The following is a 19,470-nucleotide window of genomic DNA, read 5'->3' as shown; positions in this document are numbered from 1 at the left end:
AGTACCTATTTAAGAATACCAAGATCTTTCCATCGCTCATTCATTACCTGTGTGTGTGGCATCTCCTCCTCTACCAAATATAACGGCTCTTCCCTAAGATGCCCTTTGGTTTCCTCCTTGAGCCGCTGCAGTTCACGATTTGTTTTAGGACTGGCATTCATTTGCATATGCCTTTGCCACGCAATAACAGGGTTTTCGCCTTCCATAATTTCAAACTCTCGCTTATAGAGAGCTCGGTTCACTAATCGCCTGGTAGTCACGCTGTGTTTAATCTTTCGCCAAGCGGCCTCCACTATCAACGTACCGAAATAAACTCCATCAGGTAGATAGGCTTCTACGTACCGATAGTCGTTGGGTGCTATCCGAATCGTCAATATTTTTCCTATAAGTCCCGCGGGATTTTGCTAAATCTGGGCTGGTATAAATAGCTTGGTCGAGTTTGATTCGAGGTCTAATACCTTTCTCTATGTTACCCGTCACCCGTGCCTTTCGGTTAGTGCTGCCCAATGCGATGTTATTCAGATATACCTCAGAGGAAGCGGGCAACAGCACGTTCAGATCGCTACAATAATCAGATAGTATCTCCAAGGGGCTGTTACCTTTGTTCAATCCTCCTTGGGGAGTACCATTGTAATTAGCTGCGTAGACGTCCATCACTTCCAGTGCATCATCAACATCAATCTGATAATAGATTGCGGCTTGTTCTGGCGATTCTGCACGCCCATCTCCAGGCGAAGATCCGGTTGTGGATTCAATTTGATGCATTACCCTTGATGAAATACGCTTGAAGAGCGCTTCAACCTTAGACCTTCGCGCTGGCTGCTCAAGAGGACCAAAATTTATGCCAAATCCGACCGCATGCAACGCTAACTCATATACTTGATTAGCATGATGCTGCATCGCATTATCCAAGCATACCGCTCCCCAGATATGGTTTTTTAGAGCAGGAAACGAGTGCCCCGGCATTCCAGCAGCGTTCGAATATTTTAAATCAAGTACGCTCAATGTTTGACGAGGTTTCCAGCCACCCGAATAAGCTTCGCAAATCAGATCGACTAAGTCTTGAGCTCTTATTTCACTGGAAAAAATGAATTTTATAGCGAGTACCGCGTTACTTCTTCTACATACGGCCGCAATCATCCAAATGCGACTAATGACGTCTTTCGTTCGGCTGCGCCTGTCACCCGTGATATTAAGTAAAAAAAAAGAATCTACATGATACGAGTCAATCTCAATTAGGTCAAAGACATCATAGTTATCAAAAAGCCGAGCGTGTCCCGTACCCACCTTGGAGTGGGTTAATGCAAGCCTTCCCCCAGTGGCAAGAGATGCTCTTTTAAAGTCGCTCGCCAGAATTTCATTAATGAGTTTTGTTATCGTCCTCCGTGCCCCGCGCGGTTGATTGAGTGGCCACTCGTCTTCCTGTACGCCTTCATTTCTACAAATGGAATAAAAAACCGCGCAAAGATGTTTTTTATCGTAATGAGCCCCGTGACCAAATTTAAATTCCTCGCGAAATACCTGCCGTTCAAATTCAACAGCTATTCGTGGGTGTTTTTTCAGCGTATACCCCAAGGCGCCGGAAAGCCCTCCCTGCCCTTCGGTATGTTTAACCGGTAGTGCTTTTTGTCTGACATTGCAGCTGACACGCGAGTGCGGTATCAAACCCGCCTCTCCGACAAATAGCCCTTCCACTAACATTAATGTATAACGCTTGAATAAACGCGTAACCTCGCTCTCACTTATGCCGGTTTGGTTTCGAATTTCTCTACCCGTGTAGCCTTCCAGTCTCATATCGATCGCCTTTTTTCTCCTTAGAAATAGAGCTCGGTCATCGTCGTCCATAGCGGAGGCGTCTACTTTCTGGAATCCAACGAAGGAAATTCTTTCTTGTGTGATTTTAGATTTCATTTAACCTCCAGTGCGTGTCTTGGCTGAAAAAGCTCAATTCAAAGTCGACTGAGATCAAACGCTCCGAATAGGCTCGCGAAAAAACCACCAAGATTAGATTTTTTTCATAATCCGCTAGCGCTGATAAAAAACCGCGTAAGGTCCCCGAACGGAGTGTTAGAATGTAATGGAGCGCTTTTTCCAGCAGTGTTGGCGGGATGTATAGACTTCGGCTTCCTGCTAGATAACTAGCGACTTTAAGAAGCGGGAGTATTTTGTCTCGGCGTGGGAGCCAATCTTCATCATTGAACTCGCGGTAATTATATTTATATTTTCTCGCCACAAGAATTTTTTCTGCGCAAGACTCCGTGTTCCCTTCCACTTGTAGATAATGCAGCTCATTACAACCCTCTAAGGGCAAAACCTCAGCATGATAATTCAAGATATAGTTTGGTTTTTCAGAAAACTCCTTAGTCCCACTCTTAAAACTAAAGCTTGCAATGGAAGACGAGAACTCTAAGTATAAAAGCCAGTGCGCCAGCTGCCTGTCAGTGGAAAGCAATAACACATCTTTGGCCCTAAAGCTGTATACAGCCCAGAGATTTCCAAAATGCTTTCCACGATTGGTAAAATATGATGTTCTGCCACGCTTAGGCATAACCACCCCCATTATAGGTTGTGGATATGCTGATCCTTATCTCAATTCCTTATGATTGGGGCATTCCAGATAGATCCATGCTCCTAAAGGTAGACAGCTGTTACCTATAGTGCAAGTTGTGCACAGCCTCTGGTAAAAAAATCAATCGTAATCGGCGATCTCTATAGCCCACCTCTATTTAATAGATTGCTTCCCTTCTTCTGCTGCGACAATCAACGCCGGAATTGCTTTTAACAAAAATTTTCTAGAAAACCAAGCAAATTAATGTTTTATCAATTGTTTTCGTTAATATTTTTTATCTAGATGAAATTCGGTTATTTTCTTCTGGGTGCTCCCTGCAACTAATCCCCACCGCACCGGTCTCTAACCTCGCCGAGGTTGAGTCAATTTCGCCGAACCTCACTTCGTAAAGACTCCCCCCGTGACTGCTCATCTGGATCGCCGCAACAACCTGTCGCTGGACAGCCTCAACTTCTTTCTCGCCGACGTGCGCGACGGTCTCGGGCCGTATCTGGCGATTTACTTGCTGGCGGTGCATCAATGGGACCCGGCGAGCATCGGCGTGGTGATGACGATTGCTGGCGTCGCGGCCCTGATCACGCAGACGCCCGCTGGAGCGCTGGTGGACAGCAGCCGTGCCAAGCGCGCGCTGATTGTGATCGCCGCGCTGGTCGTGACCGCCAGTTGCCTGGTGTTGCCTTTCGTCTCGTCATTCAGCCTGGTGGCGCTTACGCAGGCCCTGAGTGCGGTGGCCGCATCGATTTTTGCCCCGGCCATTTCGGCAATTACCCTGGGCATCACCGGTCCTCGCGCTTTCACGCGGCGAACCGGGCGCAACGAAACTTTCAACCATGCCGGCAACGCCTGCGCGGCGTTGCTGGCCGGTTTGTCTGCTTACCTGTTCGGTCCGGTGGCGGTGTTTTACCTGATGGCGGTCATGGCGCTGGCAAGCGTGTGTGCCGTGGCGTTCGTCTCGGCTGAAGCGATCGACCATGATTTGGCTCGCGGTCTCGAACCTCGTGGCCCCGATCACCCTCAGCCCTCCGGGTTTGCCGTGTTGCTCAGCCACCGACCGTTGTTGATGTTTGCGGTTTGCTGCGCGCTGTTCCACCTGGCGAATGCCGCCATGCTGCCGCTGGTGAGCCAAAAGCTTGCGCAAGCCAATCTGCACATGGCCACCCCGCTCACCTCCGCCTGCATCGTCGCGGCGCAGCTGGTCATGGTGCCGATGGCGCTGTTGGCTGGCGCCAAAGCCGATCAGTGGGGGCGCAAGCCGCTGCTGTTGGCGGGTTTTCTGATCCTGCCGTTGCGCGGTCTGCTCTACACCTTGTCGGATGATCCGTACTGGTTGGTCGCGATACAGCTGCTCGACGGTGTCGGCGCCGGTCTTTTCGGCGCGTTGTTCCCGGTCATGGTCAAGGATCTAACGCTCGGTTCCGGCCATTTCAATATCAGCCTCGGCGCACTCACAACGGTGTTTGGCCTCGGTGCGGCGTTGAGCAATGGTCTGTCGGGATTTGTGGTTGAAGCGGCGGGATACGATGCGGCATTCCTGACACTTGCTGGAGTCGCCGGAGCGGCATTTTTGCTGTTATGGGTTGGGGTTCCGGAAACCATGCAGCGTTCAGAAGGCATCAAAGTTGATCGAGTCGAGATGAGCCCAGGCGCCTAGAGCAGTCAGACCGGAGCCTTCAAATCCACGCCCAGTGCTTGGGCAAACGCCTTGACCAGCGGACTGCGCACCGTGTTGTGACGCAGGATCAGACTGAACGGGGTGACGATGTTGATCAGGTCCGGCCGTACCGCGCGAAACTCGCCCCGCGCCACCATCGGCGCGGCGTAATGCTGGGGCAGGAATCCCAGGAAACGCCCCGTTTTGATCAGCAGCGCAACGGCTTCCACTTGGGTGGCCGAGGCAGAAAAACTGTCGTAGTGAGCAAACTTCAGTTTGTCGCGATGAATCGCGTAACGATGGTTGATGCACTCGTGGGCCTTGAGCACATCCTCGCCCATGTCCGCCTCCGCCATGCTGAATAACGGGTGGCCGAGGGCGCAATAGACTTCCGAGCGTTCTTCGTACAGCTCGTAGTAGTCGAACTCCTCGCGTTTTTGATAGATCGGCACGATTCCCGCCACTAGCCGCCCCTCGACGACGCCTCTTTCAACCTCGTCGAGTTGGCTGGCCTGAAGTTGAAACCTGACCTTCGGCGATTGTTCGTTCATGCGCCTGAGCGCGGCAACTAACGGGGAGTTTACGTCAGAGATCGTATTATCGATAACGCCCACGCCCAGGTCACCGACAAGTTCGTTTTGCGCTGAACTAAGGCGATCGCGAAAGTTGTCGACCGAGGCAAATAAATCGATTGACGCCTGATACACCAGGCGCCCCTCTTCCGTCAGGTGAAAGCCCTCGCGCCCGCGTGTGCACAGGCGCATGCCGATGCGGATTTCCAGGTCAGAAATCTGTTTGCTGATGGCAGCCAATCCCACATTCAGCTCATTTTGGGCGGCACTGAAGCCCCCTGCCTCGACCACGGCCTTGAACACTTTGAGCAGTTTGAAGTCCAGCCCGCTGAGGGCTAACGGTGCCCGTTGCGGCATTTTCGGCGGCGGGTTTCCGGAATTGGAAAGTGGGGTTTCCATAATGCTTATTTACCTCTGACGCCCAATTCAACAACCTGTGCCCACAACAAAAACACGCTGGCCTAATAATAATGAACACAGAAAACCAGGCTTGGCAACCGCCAATAAATCCAGAACATCAGTGCCAAGGCGCTGATCGCAAAACATTAAAAGCTGACACTTCGATCAGCACTCGCACCGATGCAACTGCCCTCTTGAAAACTGCTCTGGCCTGACTTCGTTCGCTTGTTTTGTGGCGATGTTGCGACCTGGAGTGCCCGTTTCAGTTCGCGTTACCGACGAGGAAAACAACAATGTCCCAACCCACCGACCGTCTCTGGGGGGCGCGTTTCAAAAGCGGCCCTTCCGAAGCCTTGGCGGCCCTCTCCCGTTGCCCTGAACGCTACTTTCGGCTCACGCCGTACGACCTCGCCGGTTCCAAGGCCCATGCTCGGGAATTACAGCGTGCCGGACTGCTGAACGAGCAAGAAACCCTGACCATGCTCGACGCGTTGGAGCGCATCGGCACGGACTACCGCGCCGGCATCATCGCCCCGACCCTGGATGATGAAGACGTCCACACGTTCATCGAGCGGCTGCTGACCGAACGCCTCGGTGCACTCGGTGGCAAGCTGCGGGCCGGGCGTTCGCGCAACGACCAGACGGCTAACGATCTGCGGCTGTTCCTGCGGGACCACGTACGTACCCTGGCCGTTGAAGTGCTGGGCTTGCAGCAAGCGCTGGTGAACCAGGCCGAGCAGCACATCGAGAGCATCTGCCCCGGATTTACTCACCTGCAGCAGGCACAGCCGATCGTGTTTGCCCATCACCTGCTGGCCCATGCCCAATCGATGCTGCGCGACGTGCAGCGCCTGGTGGACTGGGACGCGCGCACTTCGCTGTCACCACTCGGTGCGGCGGCCATGGCCGGTTCGGCGATCGCTCGTTTACCTCAGCAATCGGCAAAGGAGATGGGCTACAGCGGTGTTTGCGAGAACTCCATCGACGCCGTGGCCAGCCGCGATCACGTCGCCGAGTTCCTGTTCATCGCCAGCATGCTCGGCATCAACATTTCGCGCCTCGCCGAAGAATTCTGCCTGTGGTCGTCGCGGCAGTTTCGCTGGATCGCGCTGGACGATGCCTACGCCACCGGCAGTTCGATCATGCCGCAGAAAAAGAATCCTGACATCGCCGAACTGGCACGGGGCAAGGCCGGTCGCCTGATCGGCAACCTGACCGGGCTGCTGTCCACGCTCAAATCCTTGCCACTGTCCTACAACCGCGACCTGAGCGAAGACAAGCACGGCGTGCTCGACAGCGTCGACACCTTGCTGCTGGTGCTGCCGGCCATGGCTGGGATGGTGGCAACGATGAAGGTCGACGTTGAAGAGTTGCGTCGCCAGGCACCGCTGGGCTTTACCCTTGCCACCGAAGTCGCCGACTGGCTCGCGGTGCGCGGCGTGCCGTTCAAGGAGGCTCACGAGATCACCGGTGCGTTGGTCCAGGCTTGCGAGAAACACGCTATCGAACTGTGGGAAGCCTCCCCGGCACTGCTGGCGGAAATCGACCCGCGCCTTACCCCCGAAGTACGCGAAAGCCTGACCCTGGAAGCTGCCATCGCCGCCCGCAGCGGCTGGGGTGGCACCGCGCCAGAACGGGTGCGTGAACAGCTTGGTCGGCTGAAAAGCGCCCTCGCCGCCCAGCAAACGTGGACCGAGGAATACCACGGGTTCCGCCTTTAGGTCATGACGCAAAACGTGTGGGAGCGAGCCTGCTCGCGAACGCGGTATCCCGATTAAATCAATGTTGACTGACCCACCGCATTCGCGAGCAGGCTCGCTCCCACAGGGGAATGTGGTGGATCTGAAAAAAGCGTACGGAGAACCACATGAGCCAGACACAGGCAGAACGACTCCAGGCGGAGCGCAAGCTGGCGGAAAACCAGTTCGACATTACCCAGTACGATCATGTGCCCCGGCGTTATTACGGGCGGATCTTCTTCGCCACGGTGATCGTCATCGCACTCATCGGCCTGGTGCGCGCCTTCGCCGAAGGCAAGATCGAATGGTCGTACATCGGCCAGTTCCTCACCTCCGAGGCGATCATGTGGGGGCTGCTCAACACCATCGTCATGGCGGTGCTGGCGATGGCGCTGGGTATCGTGTTCGGCGTGATCACCGCGATCATGCGCATGTCGGCCAACCCGATCCTGCGCTACGTGGCGCTGACCTACACCTGGCTGTTTCGCGGTACGCCGCTGATTCTGCAGTTGCTGTTGTGGTTCAACCTGGCGCTGATCTTCCCCACCATCGGCATTCCCGGCGTGTTCGAAATGGACACCGTGAGCCTGATGACTCCGTTCGTGGCGGCGTTGTTTGGCCTGAGCATCAACCAGGGCGCCTACACCGCCGAAGTGGTCCGCGCCGGCCTGCTCTCGGTGGACACCGGGCAGTACGAAGCCGCCAAGTCGATCGGCATGCCGCGCCTGCAAGCGTTGCGCCGGATCATCCTGCCCCAGGCCATGCGGATCATCATCCCACCGGTGGGCAACGAGTTCATCGGCATGGTGAAGATGACCTCGCTGGCGAGCGTGATCCAGTACTCGGAACTGCTCTACAACGCCCAGAACATCTACTACGCCAACGCCCGCGTGATGGAGCTGCTGATCGTCGCCGGGATCTGGTACCTGGCCACGGTCACCGTCCTGTCCTTTGGCCAAAGCCGGCTGGAGCGTCGTTTCGCTCGCGGCGCCGGCAAGCGTTCTTGAGGAGCCGCACATGAGAAGCATCGTCAAGGCCGTGAGCCTGAACAAATACTACGACCAGTTCCACGCCCTGAAGGACATCAACATCGAGGTCGAGCAAGGCGAAGTGCTGTGCATTATCGGCCCGTCCGGCTCGGGCAAGAGCACCTTGCTGCGCTGCGTCAACCAGCTGGAAAAAATCGACAAGGGCGGCCTGTGGGTCGATGGCGAGCTGGTGGGTTACCGGATCGTCGGCAACAAGCTGCACGAACTCAACGAAACGCAGATCGCCCGCCAGCGCCTGGCCACCGGCATGGTGTTCCAACGGTTCAACCTGTTCCCGCACATGACCGTGTTGCAAAACATCATCGAAGGCCCATGCCAGGTGCTCAAGCGTTCACCTAAAGAGGCGCACGAAGAAGCCCTGGAGCTGCTTGCCCGCGTCGGCCTGGCCGACAAGCACCACAGCTACCCGATCGAGCTGTCGGGTGGTCAGCAGCAACGTGTCGCCATTGCCCGTGCGTTGGCCATGCGCCCCAAGCTGATGCTGTTCGATGAACCCACTTCGGCACTCGACCCGGAACTGGTCGGTGAGGTGCTGTCGGTGATGCGCGATCTCGCGCAGACCGGCATGACCATGATCGTCGTCACCCATGAACTGGGCTTCGCCCGCGAGGTTTCCAACCGCATGGTGTTCATGGACGGCGGGCAGATCGTGGAGGCTGGAAGCCCCGAAGAAATACTAATAAGTCCGCAAAACCCTCGCACCCAGAGCTTCATTTCTGCCGTTCGAACCTAGGCGCCCGTTGGCGCTCACAACACTCATAAGAGAACGACCATGAAGAACTTCGTTATTCCAGCAGTACTCGCAGGCGTTATGGCATCCGGTTTTTCCTTCGCCGCCCAATTGCCGGCCAGCATCAAGGCCAAGGGCGAAATCGTCGTAGCGATCATGCCGAACTACCCGCCGATGGATTTCAAGGACCCGGCCACCAACACCCTCACCGGCTTTGACTACGACCTGGGCAATGCTCTGGCCGAACGCCTGGGCGTGAAGATCAAATGGCAGGAGACCGGCTTCGAGCAAATGATCAATGCGTTGACCACCGACCGCGTGGACATGGTGCTGTCGGGCATGACCGACACCGCCGAACGTCAGGCCAGCGTGACCTTCGTCGACTATTTCACCAGCGGGCCGCAGTTCTACACCTTGCAGAAAAACAAGGACACCAACGCGATCATCGACCTGTGTGGCAAGAAGGTCGGCACCAGCCGCCGCACCACTTTCCCGACGGAGATCGCCGAGTGGAGCAAAGCCAACTGTGAAGCCGCCGGCAAGCCTGCGATCAACGTGGTCGGCACCGAGGGTTCGGCCGATGCCCGGGCGCAACTGCGCCAGAGCCGCATCGATGCGGCCATGCAGGGCAGCGAAACCCTGCCCTACCTCAAGACCCAGGAAAAGGACATGTACAAGACCGTGGGCCTGCCGATCTCCGAGCAGTTCACCGGTATGGGCGTGAGCAAGAAAAAACCTGAGCTCAGTGAAGCGGTGAAGGTTGCGCTGCAGAGCATGATCGATGACGGCAGCTACCAGGCGATCCTCAAGAAATGGGACCTGGAACTGGGTGCGATCAAGACCGTGACCATTAACGCCGGGAAGTAACGGAGCTGATCCACAATCCAATGTGGGAGCGAGCTTGCTCGCGATAGCGGTGTTTCATTCACCGAACATGCTGAATGTGCCGGCCTCATCGCGAGCAAGCTCGCTCCCACAGGGGATCGGGTGTGTATTTGAAATTATCGGAGCACTACAGATGTCTTCCTCACACCTACCCACCTGGCCCGGCCCGCACAAGGCTTGTCTGGCCCTGGCCTTCGACCTCGATGGTCCGACCGGTGATGCCATGCTCAACGGCTCGATCTGGCGCAAGCCCGAGTACTTCGGTTTCGGCGGCTATGGCCCTTATCGGGCGCTGCCGCGGCTGCTCGACCTGCTCGACGAGTTCCAGATTCCGACGACATTCTTCGTCCCGGCCTGGGTCGTGGAGAACTGGCCGAGACAGTGCCAGGCGATCATCGAGCGCGGGCATGAGGTGGCTTATCACGGCTACAGGCACGAGTCCTTTTATGCCCTGACGCTGGATCAGCAAAAGGACGTGATGAATATCTGCCGCGAGGTGTTCTGGAAGCATCTGAACATCCGCGCCGAAGGCTTTCGTACGCCGTCCGGCGACTGGCGCGCCGAAACCCCGGCGATGCTGGTGGAAGCCGGCGTGCGCTATTCCAGCAGCATGCGCGGCGATGACCGGCCATACCTGGTGAACGTGCCGGGGTTCGACACGCCACTGGTGGAAATTCCCGGTCGCTGGGAAATGGACGACTACGCCTCTCTCGCCTATACCCGTGCGCCGAACTTCCCTTCCGGGCTGGACCGCACGGCCAGCTACGCGCTGACCCTGGATAACTGGTGCCGCGAATACGACGGCGCAATGGACGAGGGATTATGCTTGACCACCCTCTTCCACCCCAAGATTACCGGTAAGCCGGGACGCATCCTGCTACTGGAAAAACTCTTCGAGCACATGCGCACGCGCGACGACGTGTGGTTCGCCACCTGCCGCGACGTTGCCCAGTGGTGGCTGAAGGAGCATCACCATGGCTGACTCCCCTATCTGGCCGAAAGGCTATCGCTGCGCGGTGGTACTGACTGTCGATTACAACGACATCCACGGCATCCTCACCCAGGCCCCGGAGGTCGCCGGGCGCGACAAGACGCTGTCGGTATGGCGCTACGGCACCCAACGTGGCGTCGAGCGAATGCTCGGCCTGTTCAAGCAGCTCGGGGTGTCCGCCAGCTGGTTTGTCCCCGGTATCGTTGCCGAGGAAAACCCCGCGCACATTCAGGCGATCCAGGCCGACGGCCATGAAATCGCCTGCGCTGGCTATCGCCATCAGGACTACGACAGACTGGACCTGGCCGCCCAAAGCGACGATATCGCCAAGGGCTGCGAGACCCTGGCCCGGCTGACCGGCCAGCGCCCGACCGGCTTTCGAATCCCGGCGGGCAACGGTGCTCCGGGCTTCATCGAAGCCTTGAGGGATCAGGGCATTCGCTGGTCGTCGTCGTGGCGCGGCGATGACCTGCCATTCGCTCACCCGACCGTACCGAGCGTCATTGAAGTACCGCTGCACTATGAGCTGGAGGACGAGCCTTACTTCGCCTTCAACTTGAGCCCGGCAGTGCCACCCGCGCAATCGCGGATCGCGTCCTATAGCCACACCTTGGGCAACCTGCAGATGGACTTCGCCGGCTTTCACCGGTTCGGCCTCTGCTACGTGCTGCGCCTGCACCCGGAAATCATCGCCACGCCGGGACGGATAGGCGTGTTGCGCGAACTGATCGAGGGCATCCAACGGCACAATGACGTATGGATCGCCACCGGCGCCGAGGTCGCGCAATGGTGGTCAGACACCGCGGGGCCAGTCGCCGAGGATCATCCCGCAGCGGTTTATGAACGGCATTATCGGGATCACGTTTGATCTGAATAAGGATATTTGCACCACCGTGGCCACTTACTCACTCGTTATTCGGCGCCTGATGATTGTTTCCCTGACCATCGTGGTCAGTCGCGCCATTACCAGCCCGTTGCTCACGTTATTCTTGAGCAACAAGCTGGGCCTCAACCAACAGGACGTCGGTCTGCTGCTCGGCATCGCGGTGTTCATCGCCACCTTGCTGGCCCTCTATGGCGGCTATGTCATCGACCGCCTGGAGAAGCGCCGACTGCTGATCCTGGCGATGCTTTCCAGCGCCGTCGGTTTCGTACTGCTGACCTTTGCCGAAAACCTCTACCTGACCACGCTGACCGTGGTGATCACCGAGACAGCGTCAGCGCTGTTCCTGATCGGCTCCAAAGCCATCCTCAGCGAGAACCTGCCCATCGGCCAGCGCGCCAAGGCTTTTTCCCTGCGCTACACGCTGACCAATATCGGCTACGCCACCGGCCCGATGCTCGGCGTGGTGATTGCCGGTGTCTACCCGATCGCCCCATTCCTCATTGCAGGCGGCATCGCGTTTTTCAGCATCTTCCTGATGACCGGCATCCCCAGGGCAGCGACACCGGCCATTGGCCCAGCGCCAAGCTTTCTCAAAACGCTGATCACCCTGAAAAACGACCGCACGCTGATCATGTTCACGTGCGGCTGCCTCTTGAGCACGGTGGTGCACGGACGTTTCACGCTTTACCTGTCGCAATACCTGCTGGTGACCCATGACTCCAGGCGCGCGCTGGAAATCATGGCCGCCCTGCTCGCCTGCAACGCGATCACCGTGATCCTGCTGCAGTACCAGATCGGCCGGTTCCTGGATCGCGAAAAGCTGCGCTACTGGATTGCCGCAGGCACCAGCCTGTTCATTGTCGGCCTGATCGGCTTCAGCCTGGCGGACGACATGCTGAGCTGGTGCGTGGCGATGTTCATTTTCACCCTCGGGGAGATGATCATCTACCCGGCCGAATTCCTCTTCGTCGATACCCTGGCCCCGGAAGAGCTGCGCGGTAGCTATTACGGCGCGCAAAACCTGGCAGCCCTTGGTGGTGCCCTGAGCCCGGTGATCTGCGGGTACCTGCTGCTGCAAACCCCGGCACCGACGATGTTCTACGCCTTGAGTGCACTGACCGCCATGGGTGGATTCTTGTGTTTCATGAGCGGTCGTCGGGTGGCTGGCGTGCAGAAGTGATGTGTCGGCTGTTCCAGTGAACAGCCGTCGCCCTCGCCTACTCCACCGCCTCGACCACGCCCTGATCCTCCCCCAGAAAGCCGCCGCTCTGGTGATGCCACAATCGCGCGTAGGTGCCGTTCTTCCCGAGCAATTCGGCGTGGGTGCCTTGTTCGATGATCCGCCCTTCATCCATGACGATGAGCCTGTCCATCGCCGCGATCGTGGACAGCCGATGGGCGATGGCGATCACGGTCTTGCCCTGCATCATTTCATCGAGGCTTTCCTGGATGGCCACTTCGACTTCCGAATCGAGTGCGCTGGTGGCCTCGTCCAGTAATAGGATCGGGGCGTTCTTGAGCATGACCCGGGCGATGGCGATGCGCTGGCGCTGGCCGCCCGAAAGCTTGATGCCGCGCTCCCCCACCAGGGTGTCGTAACCACTATGGCCTTGCTTGTCGCTCAGTTGATTGATGAACCCATCGGCCTGGGCGCTGGCTGCGGCACTGCGTATTTCCTCATCGGTGGCGTCGGGGCGGCCGTAGGCAATATTGTCGCGGATCGACCGGTGCAACAGGGACGTGTCCTGAGTGACCATGCCGATGGCGCTGCGCAGGCTGTCTTGCGTGACATGCGCGATGTTCTGCCCGTCGATTCGAATCTCACCGCTGTCCACGTCATAGAAGCGCAGCAGCAGGTTGATCAGCGTGGATTTGCCGGCACCGGAGCGACCTACCAGGCCGATTTTTTCTCCCGGCCGGATGTTCAGGCTCAGGCCATCGAGCACCTGGCGTTCGCCGTTGTAATTGAAGCTGACATTGTCGAAGGTCACCGCACCACCGGTAGTAACCAGCACGCCGGCGTCCGGCGCATCCTGAACCTTGGGCCCCCGCGTCAAGGTTTCCATGCCGTCCTGCAGAGTGCCGATGTTTTCGAACAGCGAGGTCATTTGCCACATGATCCAGTGCGACATCCCGTTGATACGCAACGCCATGGCGGTGATTGCCGCCACGGCGCCGGTGCCTACTTCGCCTTGATGCCATAACCACAGGGCGTAACCGCCGGCCCCGAGGATCAAGGCAACCACCAGTGCCTGATTGACGATTTCGAACTGGCTGACCAGGCGCATCTGGCGAAAGCCGGTTTGCTTGAAGTCTTCCATGGCCGCGCGGGCGAAGTGTGCTTCGCGTTTCGAGTGGGAGAACAGCTTCACGGTGGTGATGTTGGTATAGGCGTCCGAGACCCGCCCGGTCATTGATGACCGCGCGTTGGCCTGCTCCTGCCCCACTTTCTCCAGGCGCGGCACGAAGTAGCGCATGGCCAGGCCGAACAACACTACCCAGGCAATGAAAGGCAACATCAGCTTCAGGTCAAAGCCGCCGGCCAGGGCGATGATCGCGATGAAATACACGCCGATCCCGGGGACGATCTCGATGAGGGTGAACAGCACCTCGCGCACCGACAGCGCCGTTTGCATCACCTTGGTGGTGACCCGGCCGGAGAACTCATCCGAGAAAAATGAAAGGCTCTGTCGCAGCATCAGTCGGTGAAAATCCCAGCGCAGCCGCAACGGCAGGTTGATCGCCAGTACCTGGTGCTGCACCATCGTGCGCAACGCGACCAGGCCGATGCTGGTCACCAGCATGATGCCGATGCCCCACAGCACTCGACTCTCCTGCCCCGCCGCATCGCCGCCGGCCTGCCAGGTCGAGAGCAGGTCGACGACCTGTCCGAGAAACGAAAACAGCCAGGCTTCGTAGATCGACACGGCGGCACTGAGCAGCGCGAAAGCGAGGATGTAGCCGCGGGCGCCCCGCGTGCAGGCCCACAAAAAACGCGCCAGGCCGTCTGGTGGCGGTGGGACTTCGTCAGGCGGAAAAGGGTCGAGCCGTTGTTCGAATGCGTGAAGCATGGGGATCTCCAGAACGATCTAACCAGGAGATTCTGGCATCTAAGAGTTGCTTTGAGGTTTTTTTGATGAGCGCAGGATTAGCTGCCCAGTTTTTTTTCCATGATGATCGTGCGCTCCGCGCCGTGAAACTCGTCCCGGACTTTTTCGAAACCCAGAGAAGAATAAAAGCCTTGCGCGGTGATCGAGGAAGGAACTCGTAGCCGCTCCACACCACCGCGCACGGCCCCCGCCTCAATCGTTGCCATCAGCTGATGCCCTATGCCTCTGCCCTGACAGGCAGGCGCAACGAACACGCTTCGGATGACGTTTCCATCAAGACTCGCTGTTGCGACAACCTCACCGTCACTGCTTGCGACATATACCTCTCGCTGGCCGAGAAAGTTCAGGATCGCTGCGGGTGAAAAGTTCTGCTGCACCTGCTCGATGATCTCTGGCGAATAATCTTGAACGTTGGACTCGCGCAGCGCCGCCACGACCACCAGGCTTATTGCTGTGGCGTCGGTACTCGTTGCCTTGCGGATGATGCAATCCATTGAGCGCTGTTCCTTGCGTTGGTTCATCTGGATGTCAGCGTAGGCTGCCGGGAGGCGCTCGGTACGACTGGCCCGAGGCCTCGGCCCGGTCATCGTATGGGGCCGCCTGGCCGAAGTGCAATTGCGCCAGAATCTCACCTTCAACCGCCGACGAGAGTATCAGGGTCCATCCAAATCGCTCGCAAATTCGCCGGGTGATGAACAGCCCCAGACCTTGTCCCCCGCCCTGCTTGCTTGAATCCCTCAACGCCATGGTATGGCGTCGAGCGGCCTCGACCACGTCAAAGCCTCCCGAGCTGTTGCGTATGCTCAATCTGCCGTCCGCCAGGCAGATTCTGATGGGCCCTGCATTACCGTGCTCTGTCGCATTGCGCAGCAAATTGCTGACGACGATCCTGACCATCGCCTCGGGGCAGGCAACTGTCGCAGGATGAAATTCTTCGATCACAAATGCCGCCCCCGTCCCGTTCAGCAGATGCGCATGATCGTCAACCAAGGCCACGATTATCGCGTCGAGCCGTGTGGTCTCGGCGGCAGCCTTCGCATCGGGCTCCCTGGACAGGAATAATAAGGCCGACATGATTTCCATCAGATTGCCTATTGTCGACTCGATGCGCGCCAAAGGTCGGTCTGTTTCCGCTGGCAACTTATACAATTTGATAACGTCGACGGCGCCTGCAATCACTGAGACAGGCGTACGGAATTCATGGCTGGCCAGGTCCAACAGGCTGCGTTCCCGTTCTATGAATCGTCCTACCCGGTCAAGGTGACGGTTCACAATGACCGCTATGTCGTGCAATTCACTCAAGTCGAAGTCGGTTGCAAGGCGCAGGGCCGGTTGCTCCGGGTCCAGCTCATCCATCCGTTGGGCCAGTAGCTGGAGGGGTCGCCTCAGCGTGCGGTAGACCCAGACAATCGCGCCCAGGATCATCAAACTGCTCAATAGCGCCATGAGCACGCTCAGCAGCGCTGTCATGTTTTGATGGTTTTCCAGGTCGGTTATGTCCACGGACATGACAATACGCTCGTTCCCAAGCGGTGTTACGAGCACAGCATGGCTACGGTCGGTGTCATAGGAATCCATCTGATGTTCATCGTGGTAGCCAGGGTCGAGCGACGCGAAGTACGGGGGCATATCGGGTGGCGGAGCATATCCGTTCAGACGCCAACCCCGAATTATCCCGGCGGATGAAAGATCTTTTTCCGCAGTTGATCTTCCATCAGACAGGTACTGGTCCGTACTGGACTGCAAAAGCTCGCGCCAGATGGGATGAACGACCATTTGCTGGCTCAAGTTGCCCTGGATGGTCAGTCCTGCAGCCAATGTGAGGCCGAACAAGATGAAAATCACGCTGATCCTGCGACTCAAGCTACTGGCTGCCATCGTTGATCTCGCTGAGAGACGTGCTCATTCATCGGCGGCTTGCAGACGGTAACCGCTACCCGCCACGGTTTTGATCAGCTTGTGTGACGCGCCTCCATCCACGGCCTTGCGCAACATATACATATGTGAACGCAGGGCGTCATTGTCCGGAACGCGGTCATCCCAGATCAGCGTTTCAAGCTCATCTCGGCGTACCAGGCCTGGTGACCTGCGCATCAGCAAAGCAAGCAGTGTTCGGCGAACGGGCGTCATCGCGAGCGTTTTACCAGCCCTCGTCACCTGCAAGGTGTCCAGGTCAAATCGCAAGTCGGCCACTTGCAGTACCTGCGACTCGAGATGCGCGCCACTCATGCGCTGAGTGACGACTCTCAATCTTATTTCAAGCTCCGCAAGCGCGACCGGCTTGACAACGTAATCATCCGCGCCCGTAAGAAACCCTTGAATCTTGTCTGCGACTTGATCCTTGGCGGTGATCAATATTACCGGGATGCGAGACTTCAATTGATTGCGAAGCTTCGCCAGCATTGTCATGCCGTCCATGCGCGGCATCATCCAGTCGAGCACGATCACATCGTATCGGTTGCTCGCCAGGAGACTGAGGCCCGTCTCGCCATCGGGCGCCGCATCGGGATGATGTCCACAAGCGTGAAGATAATCATAGATGTTGGCAGCCAAGGCCGCGTTGTCTTCAATGATGAGAACGCTCAAGGCCTGTTTGACCCTATTGTCCATGCTCATACCCGAGTTGTCCGCAGTAAATCCAGGGTTGGTACGGATCAGTCGGCAGCGTACGCCTGACCATTTGGTCCGGGCCCGTTGCCGATCAAAAACTTCTCGATATCCCGATAAACGCGGACATCGCGCCGTTTGTGTCTTCGTCTACCAACGGGCTGTCGGTGATTTTCACCGGGAGGTGTTCATACGTAGCATTTGCGATGAACACCCAGCGCTCTGCGAATGGTCGAGCAAAATCCAGACCGACGCGTTGCACCGTCGCACTGCCGGGCCGGTAATCGACAACGCCTCGGTCGACTTCTCCAGGAAGCGTACCGTAATAATAGTTCGCCAGTTTTTCAGACAAGTAGGAAATGCCGACGCTAGGGGTGATTCTGCTTCGCCCCCACTGAATGGGGTAGCCGTACTTCAACCCAGCTTCATAGCCATCGCTGGCGTCGCTGATGTCGCTTTTGACGGCGAGCTCCAGTTGCCCCAGGTCCCCGGTCCACGTGGCCGCGATCCCCATGTCGATTGCATCGTCACGGTCATCGAGCAATGAGCGGTCAACGCCACGGTCTGCGAGTTCGCGTCTGCCGAAATCTGATCGATCGATTCCATCCATGCGTGCAGACAATGTCGCATCGATTGCGAAACCGTCACGCTCGAACAGATGCGCGCCGCCGGCTATTCCACGCCAGAAAAACCGCTCACCTTCGTAGCTGAAGAGAGGGAAAGGCGTTAGCTGCACGCCCTCACCGGCATAAACGCCGCTTGATATTGCGGTTCCCAGTCCGAGGCCCCAGCGGGATTGCGGTGTTTTGCGGGTGGGATTCGCGTCATCATCAGCAATCTCAGCGTTGGCGAAGCCGGAAGTGGCACAAAGGATGGCGGAGAAAATCAGAGAAGGTTTCATACCGTACCTGTATTCAGAGAGAGGGGGCTATGCGCCGTACGTGGTCTAACGCTGAACTAGGGGTGTCGTCGAAATGTCGTCGAGAATCCTGGATGAGCGGCAGGCGGTGGCTTTCCGGTGATTATTTAGCGGAGCTGACGGAAACCACCTCGGTCTCGATCGAGCCAAGATAATTACTCGAATACCGCACGGTGTTGCCCGGGCGCAGATAGATGCCTTTTTTCTGCTCTGCCGCCAGATAGGCTTCGATCACGCTGAGTTGCTGATCCCGGCTGCGTGCTCCCATGAGCTCGTCGATAACCTCGGGGCCTGGCTCCTTGAACACCACTCCGTCACCGGTCCCGGTAAGTACAGCGCTGCCTGTGTCGATTGCCTGGCGGTTGACCATGGGAATGCGGCCGCCCTGATACGACCAGGTACGGGTGGTTGCTTGTTCGAGCGTTTCTCGCACAATAAGGCGAAGGTCCTTGATCATGTCGCCTGCGTTCGCTTGCTGACGTCGTTCGCCATCGACATAAGTTTCAATAACGACAGCGGCGAGAAAGGTTTTCCAATCCTTGGGCACCACCAGAAACGGACCAACGGGAAAACGGTCGTTTCCGCTCTTCGCATCAGGGAAACCGTCTCCAGAAGTGATGTCCTTCAAATTGATATTTCTGACCAGGGCCGCTCGGTCACTGAAGTCCCCGCAGATAAAGAAGCCCTTACGTGCCTCGTCGAAATCCGCTGCGGATCTCAGCTCGCGGTCGAACCGCGCGCACACTTCAACCTCGTAGTCCATCAAGGCATCCGTTGCGGCAATGATTTTTGAAACAGGGCCGCTGGCGGGCGATATCTTGGGGAACAGGAAGGCCTCGTCTACGCCGACCTCCTTGCCATGCTCTGGATAATTCGTGCCGGCCGCGATATGTGCCACACCCCGTGGGCCTACACCCATCAGCCGGGCAAGCGGATGCACTTGCGTGCGTGACGGCTGGCCTGCAAGCGCGTCGAGGCGCGCGAGGCTGAAACGGCTGATGACGTCGAATGCATCAGCGCTATGAAGACCGGACAGCTCGCTCAGGTCAATTGCCGTCACGCTGGTTTCAGACAGCGCGGTCACAAGGAGCGTACTGACGACATTGCCTTTGCGCACCTGTGCAAAGGTGTGTGCCATTTGCACAGGCGCCAGCATCGGTTTGGTCGCGGAGGCATTATTGACAGGCGCAGCCAGGCTTTCTGTCATGGGCATGGCAATCGCCAATGCCAGTGCCAGTGCCAAAGCGGGTACGGCAGTTCGGTTCGAGGGCATGTAAGAGGCTCAGGATGGCTAGTTGGAAGTGCCTATCCTGATGGCCTCTTGTCGTTGGTTTGTCGTCCGGACCCGTCACTCAGTAGCATT

General features: G+C 57.5%; 17 protein-coding genes. 8 read left to right on the top strand and 9 right to left on the bottom strand.

Going from position 1 to position 19,470, the window contains the following annotated elements; all coding sequences use genetic code 11:
• Positions 1-318: 318 nt before the first annotated feature.
• Positions 319-1,911, bottom strand: coding sequence for a hypothetical protein (locus J3P86_RS13820; RefSeq protein WP_434698183.1), 1,593 nt, complete (start codon positions 1,909-1,911; stop codon positions 319-321).
• Positions 1,901-2,548: a hypothetical protein gene (locus J3P86_RS13815; RefSeq protein ID WP_434698182.1), complete on the bottom strand. Its 648-nt coding sequence runs from the start codon at positions 2,546-2,548 to the stop codon at positions 1,901-1,903. Before J3P86_RS13815 ends, J3P86_RS13820 begins: the two co-directional genes overlap by 11 nt.
• Positions 2,549-2,969: 421 nt before the next feature.
• Between J3P86_RS13815 and J3P86_RS13810 the strand changes: the two genes are divergently transcribed.
• Positions 2,970-4,220 carry an MFS transporter gene (locus J3P86_RS13810; protein WP_434698181.1) on the top strand — a complete coding sequence of 417 codons (1,251 nt, stop codon included), beginning with the start codon at positions 2,970-2,972 and terminating at the stop codon, positions 4,218-4,220.
• 5 nt (positions 4,221-4,225) lie between these two features.
• Here J3P86_RS13810 and J3P86_RS13805 read toward each other — a convergent pair whose 3' ends face one another.
• A complete protein-coding gene (locus J3P86_RS13805) occupies positions 4,226-5,191 on the bottom strand; it encodes a LysR family transcriptional regulator (protein ID WP_434631091.1) in 966 nt (321 codons plus the stop codon).
• A 293-nt stretch (positions 5,192-5,484) separates the two neighbouring features.
• Here J3P86_RS13805 and argH point away from each other — a divergent pair, with 293 nt between their 5' ends.
• From argH to J3P86_RS13770, 7 genes are all read left to right on the top strand, one after another.
• Entirely contained in the window at positions 5,485-6,912 is a 1,428-nt protein-coding gene (gene argH / locus J3P86_RS13800) for an argininosuccinate lyase (RefSeq protein WP_434698180.1), read from the top strand.
• Positions 6,913-7,058: 146 nt separating this feature from the next.
• Positions 7,059-7,937 (top strand): amino acid ABC transporter permease, encoded by an 879-nt coding sequence (locus J3P86_RS13795; protein ID WP_434568408.1) that lies wholly within the window; start codon positions 7,059-7,061, stop codon positions 7,935-7,937.
• Between the two features lie 10 nt (positions 7,938-7,947).
• Positions 7,948-8,712, top strand: coding sequence for an amino acid ABC transporter ATP-binding protein (locus J3P86_RS13790; protein ID WP_434568409.1), 765 nt, complete (start codon positions 7,948-7,950; stop codon positions 8,710-8,712).
• Positions 8,713-8,751: 39 nt separating this feature from the next.
• A complete protein-coding gene (locus J3P86_RS13785; RefSeq protein WP_434631096.1) occupies positions 8,752-9,576 on the top strand; it encodes an ABC transporter substrate-binding protein in 825 nt (274 codons plus the stop codon).
• 151 nt (positions 9,577-9,727) lie between these two features.
• Positions 9,728-10,576, top strand: a complete 849-nt coding sequence (locus J3P86_RS13780; RefSeq protein ID WP_434698179.1) for a polysaccharide deacetylase family protein — start codon at positions 9,728-9,730, stop codon at positions 10,574-10,576.
• Entirely contained in the window at positions 10,569-11,453 is an 885-nt protein-coding gene (locus J3P86_RS13775; RefSeq protein WP_434631100.1) for a polysaccharide deacetylase family protein, read from the top strand. The genes J3P86_RS13780 and J3P86_RS13775 overlap by 8 nt, the downstream gene beginning before the upstream one ends.
• A gap of 25 nt (positions 11,454-11,478) precedes the next feature.
• Positions 11,479-12,651, top strand: coding sequence for an MFS transporter (locus J3P86_RS13770; RefSeq protein WP_434631102.1), 1,173 nt, complete (start codon positions 11,479-11,481; stop codon positions 12,649-12,651).
• A gap of 37 nt (positions 12,652-12,688) precedes the next feature.
• Here the strand turns inward: J3P86_RS13770 and J3P86_RS13765 are convergent, their stop codons facing one another.
• The 6 genes from J3P86_RS13765 to J3P86_RS13740 all read right to left on the bottom strand — a co-directional run bounded on the left by J3P86_RS13765 (position 12,689) and on the right by J3P86_RS13740 (position 19,380).
• Positions 12,689-14,542 carry an ABC transporter ATP-binding protein gene (locus J3P86_RS13765; RefSeq protein WP_434697705.1) on the bottom strand — a complete coding sequence of 618 codons (1,854 nt, stop codon included), beginning with the start codon at positions 14,540-14,542 and terminating at the stop codon, positions 12,689-12,691.
• Positions 14,543-14,619: 77 nt separating this feature from the next.
• Positions 14,620-15,075, bottom strand: coding sequence for a GNAT family N-acetyltransferase (locus J3P86_RS13760; protein ID WP_434631308.1), 456 nt, complete (start codon positions 15,073-15,075; stop codon positions 14,620-14,622).
• A gap of 34 nt (positions 15,076-15,109) precedes the next feature.
• Complete coding sequence (locus J3P86_RS13755) at positions 15,110-16,426, bottom strand: sensor histidine kinase (protein ID WP_434631106.1); 1,317 nt, start codon at positions 16,424-16,426, stop codon at positions 15,110-15,112.
• 57 nt (positions 16,427-16,483) lie between these two features.
• The gene (locus J3P86_RS13750; RefSeq protein WP_434631108.1) at positions 16,484-17,197 is read right to left on the bottom strand and encodes a response regulator transcription factor; all 714 of its coding nucleotides are present in this window, start codon (positions 17,195-17,197) and stop codon (positions 16,484-16,486) included.
• 85 nt (positions 17,198-17,282) lie between these two features.
• The gene (locus J3P86_RS13745; RefSeq protein ID WP_434631111.1) at positions 17,283-18,089 is read right to left on the bottom strand and encodes a MipA/OmpV family protein; all 807 of its coding nucleotides are present in this window, start codon (positions 18,087-18,089) and stop codon (positions 17,283-17,285) included.
• A 121-nt stretch (positions 18,090-18,210) separates the two neighbouring features.
• Positions 18,211-19,380, bottom strand: a complete 1,170-nt coding sequence (locus J3P86_RS13740; protein ID WP_434631114.1) for a fumarylacetoacetate hydrolase family protein — start codon at positions 19,378-19,380, stop codon at positions 18,211-18,213.
• Positions 19,381-19,470: the final 90 nt, after the last annotated feature.

Source organism: Pseudomonas sp. D1-1, from assembly GCF_051132225.1.
GTDB lineage: Bacteria > Pseudomonadota > Gammaproteobacteria > Pseudomonadales > Pseudomonadaceae > Aquipseudomonas.
This window is presented reverse-complemented; position numbering and strand designations above follow the sequence as displayed.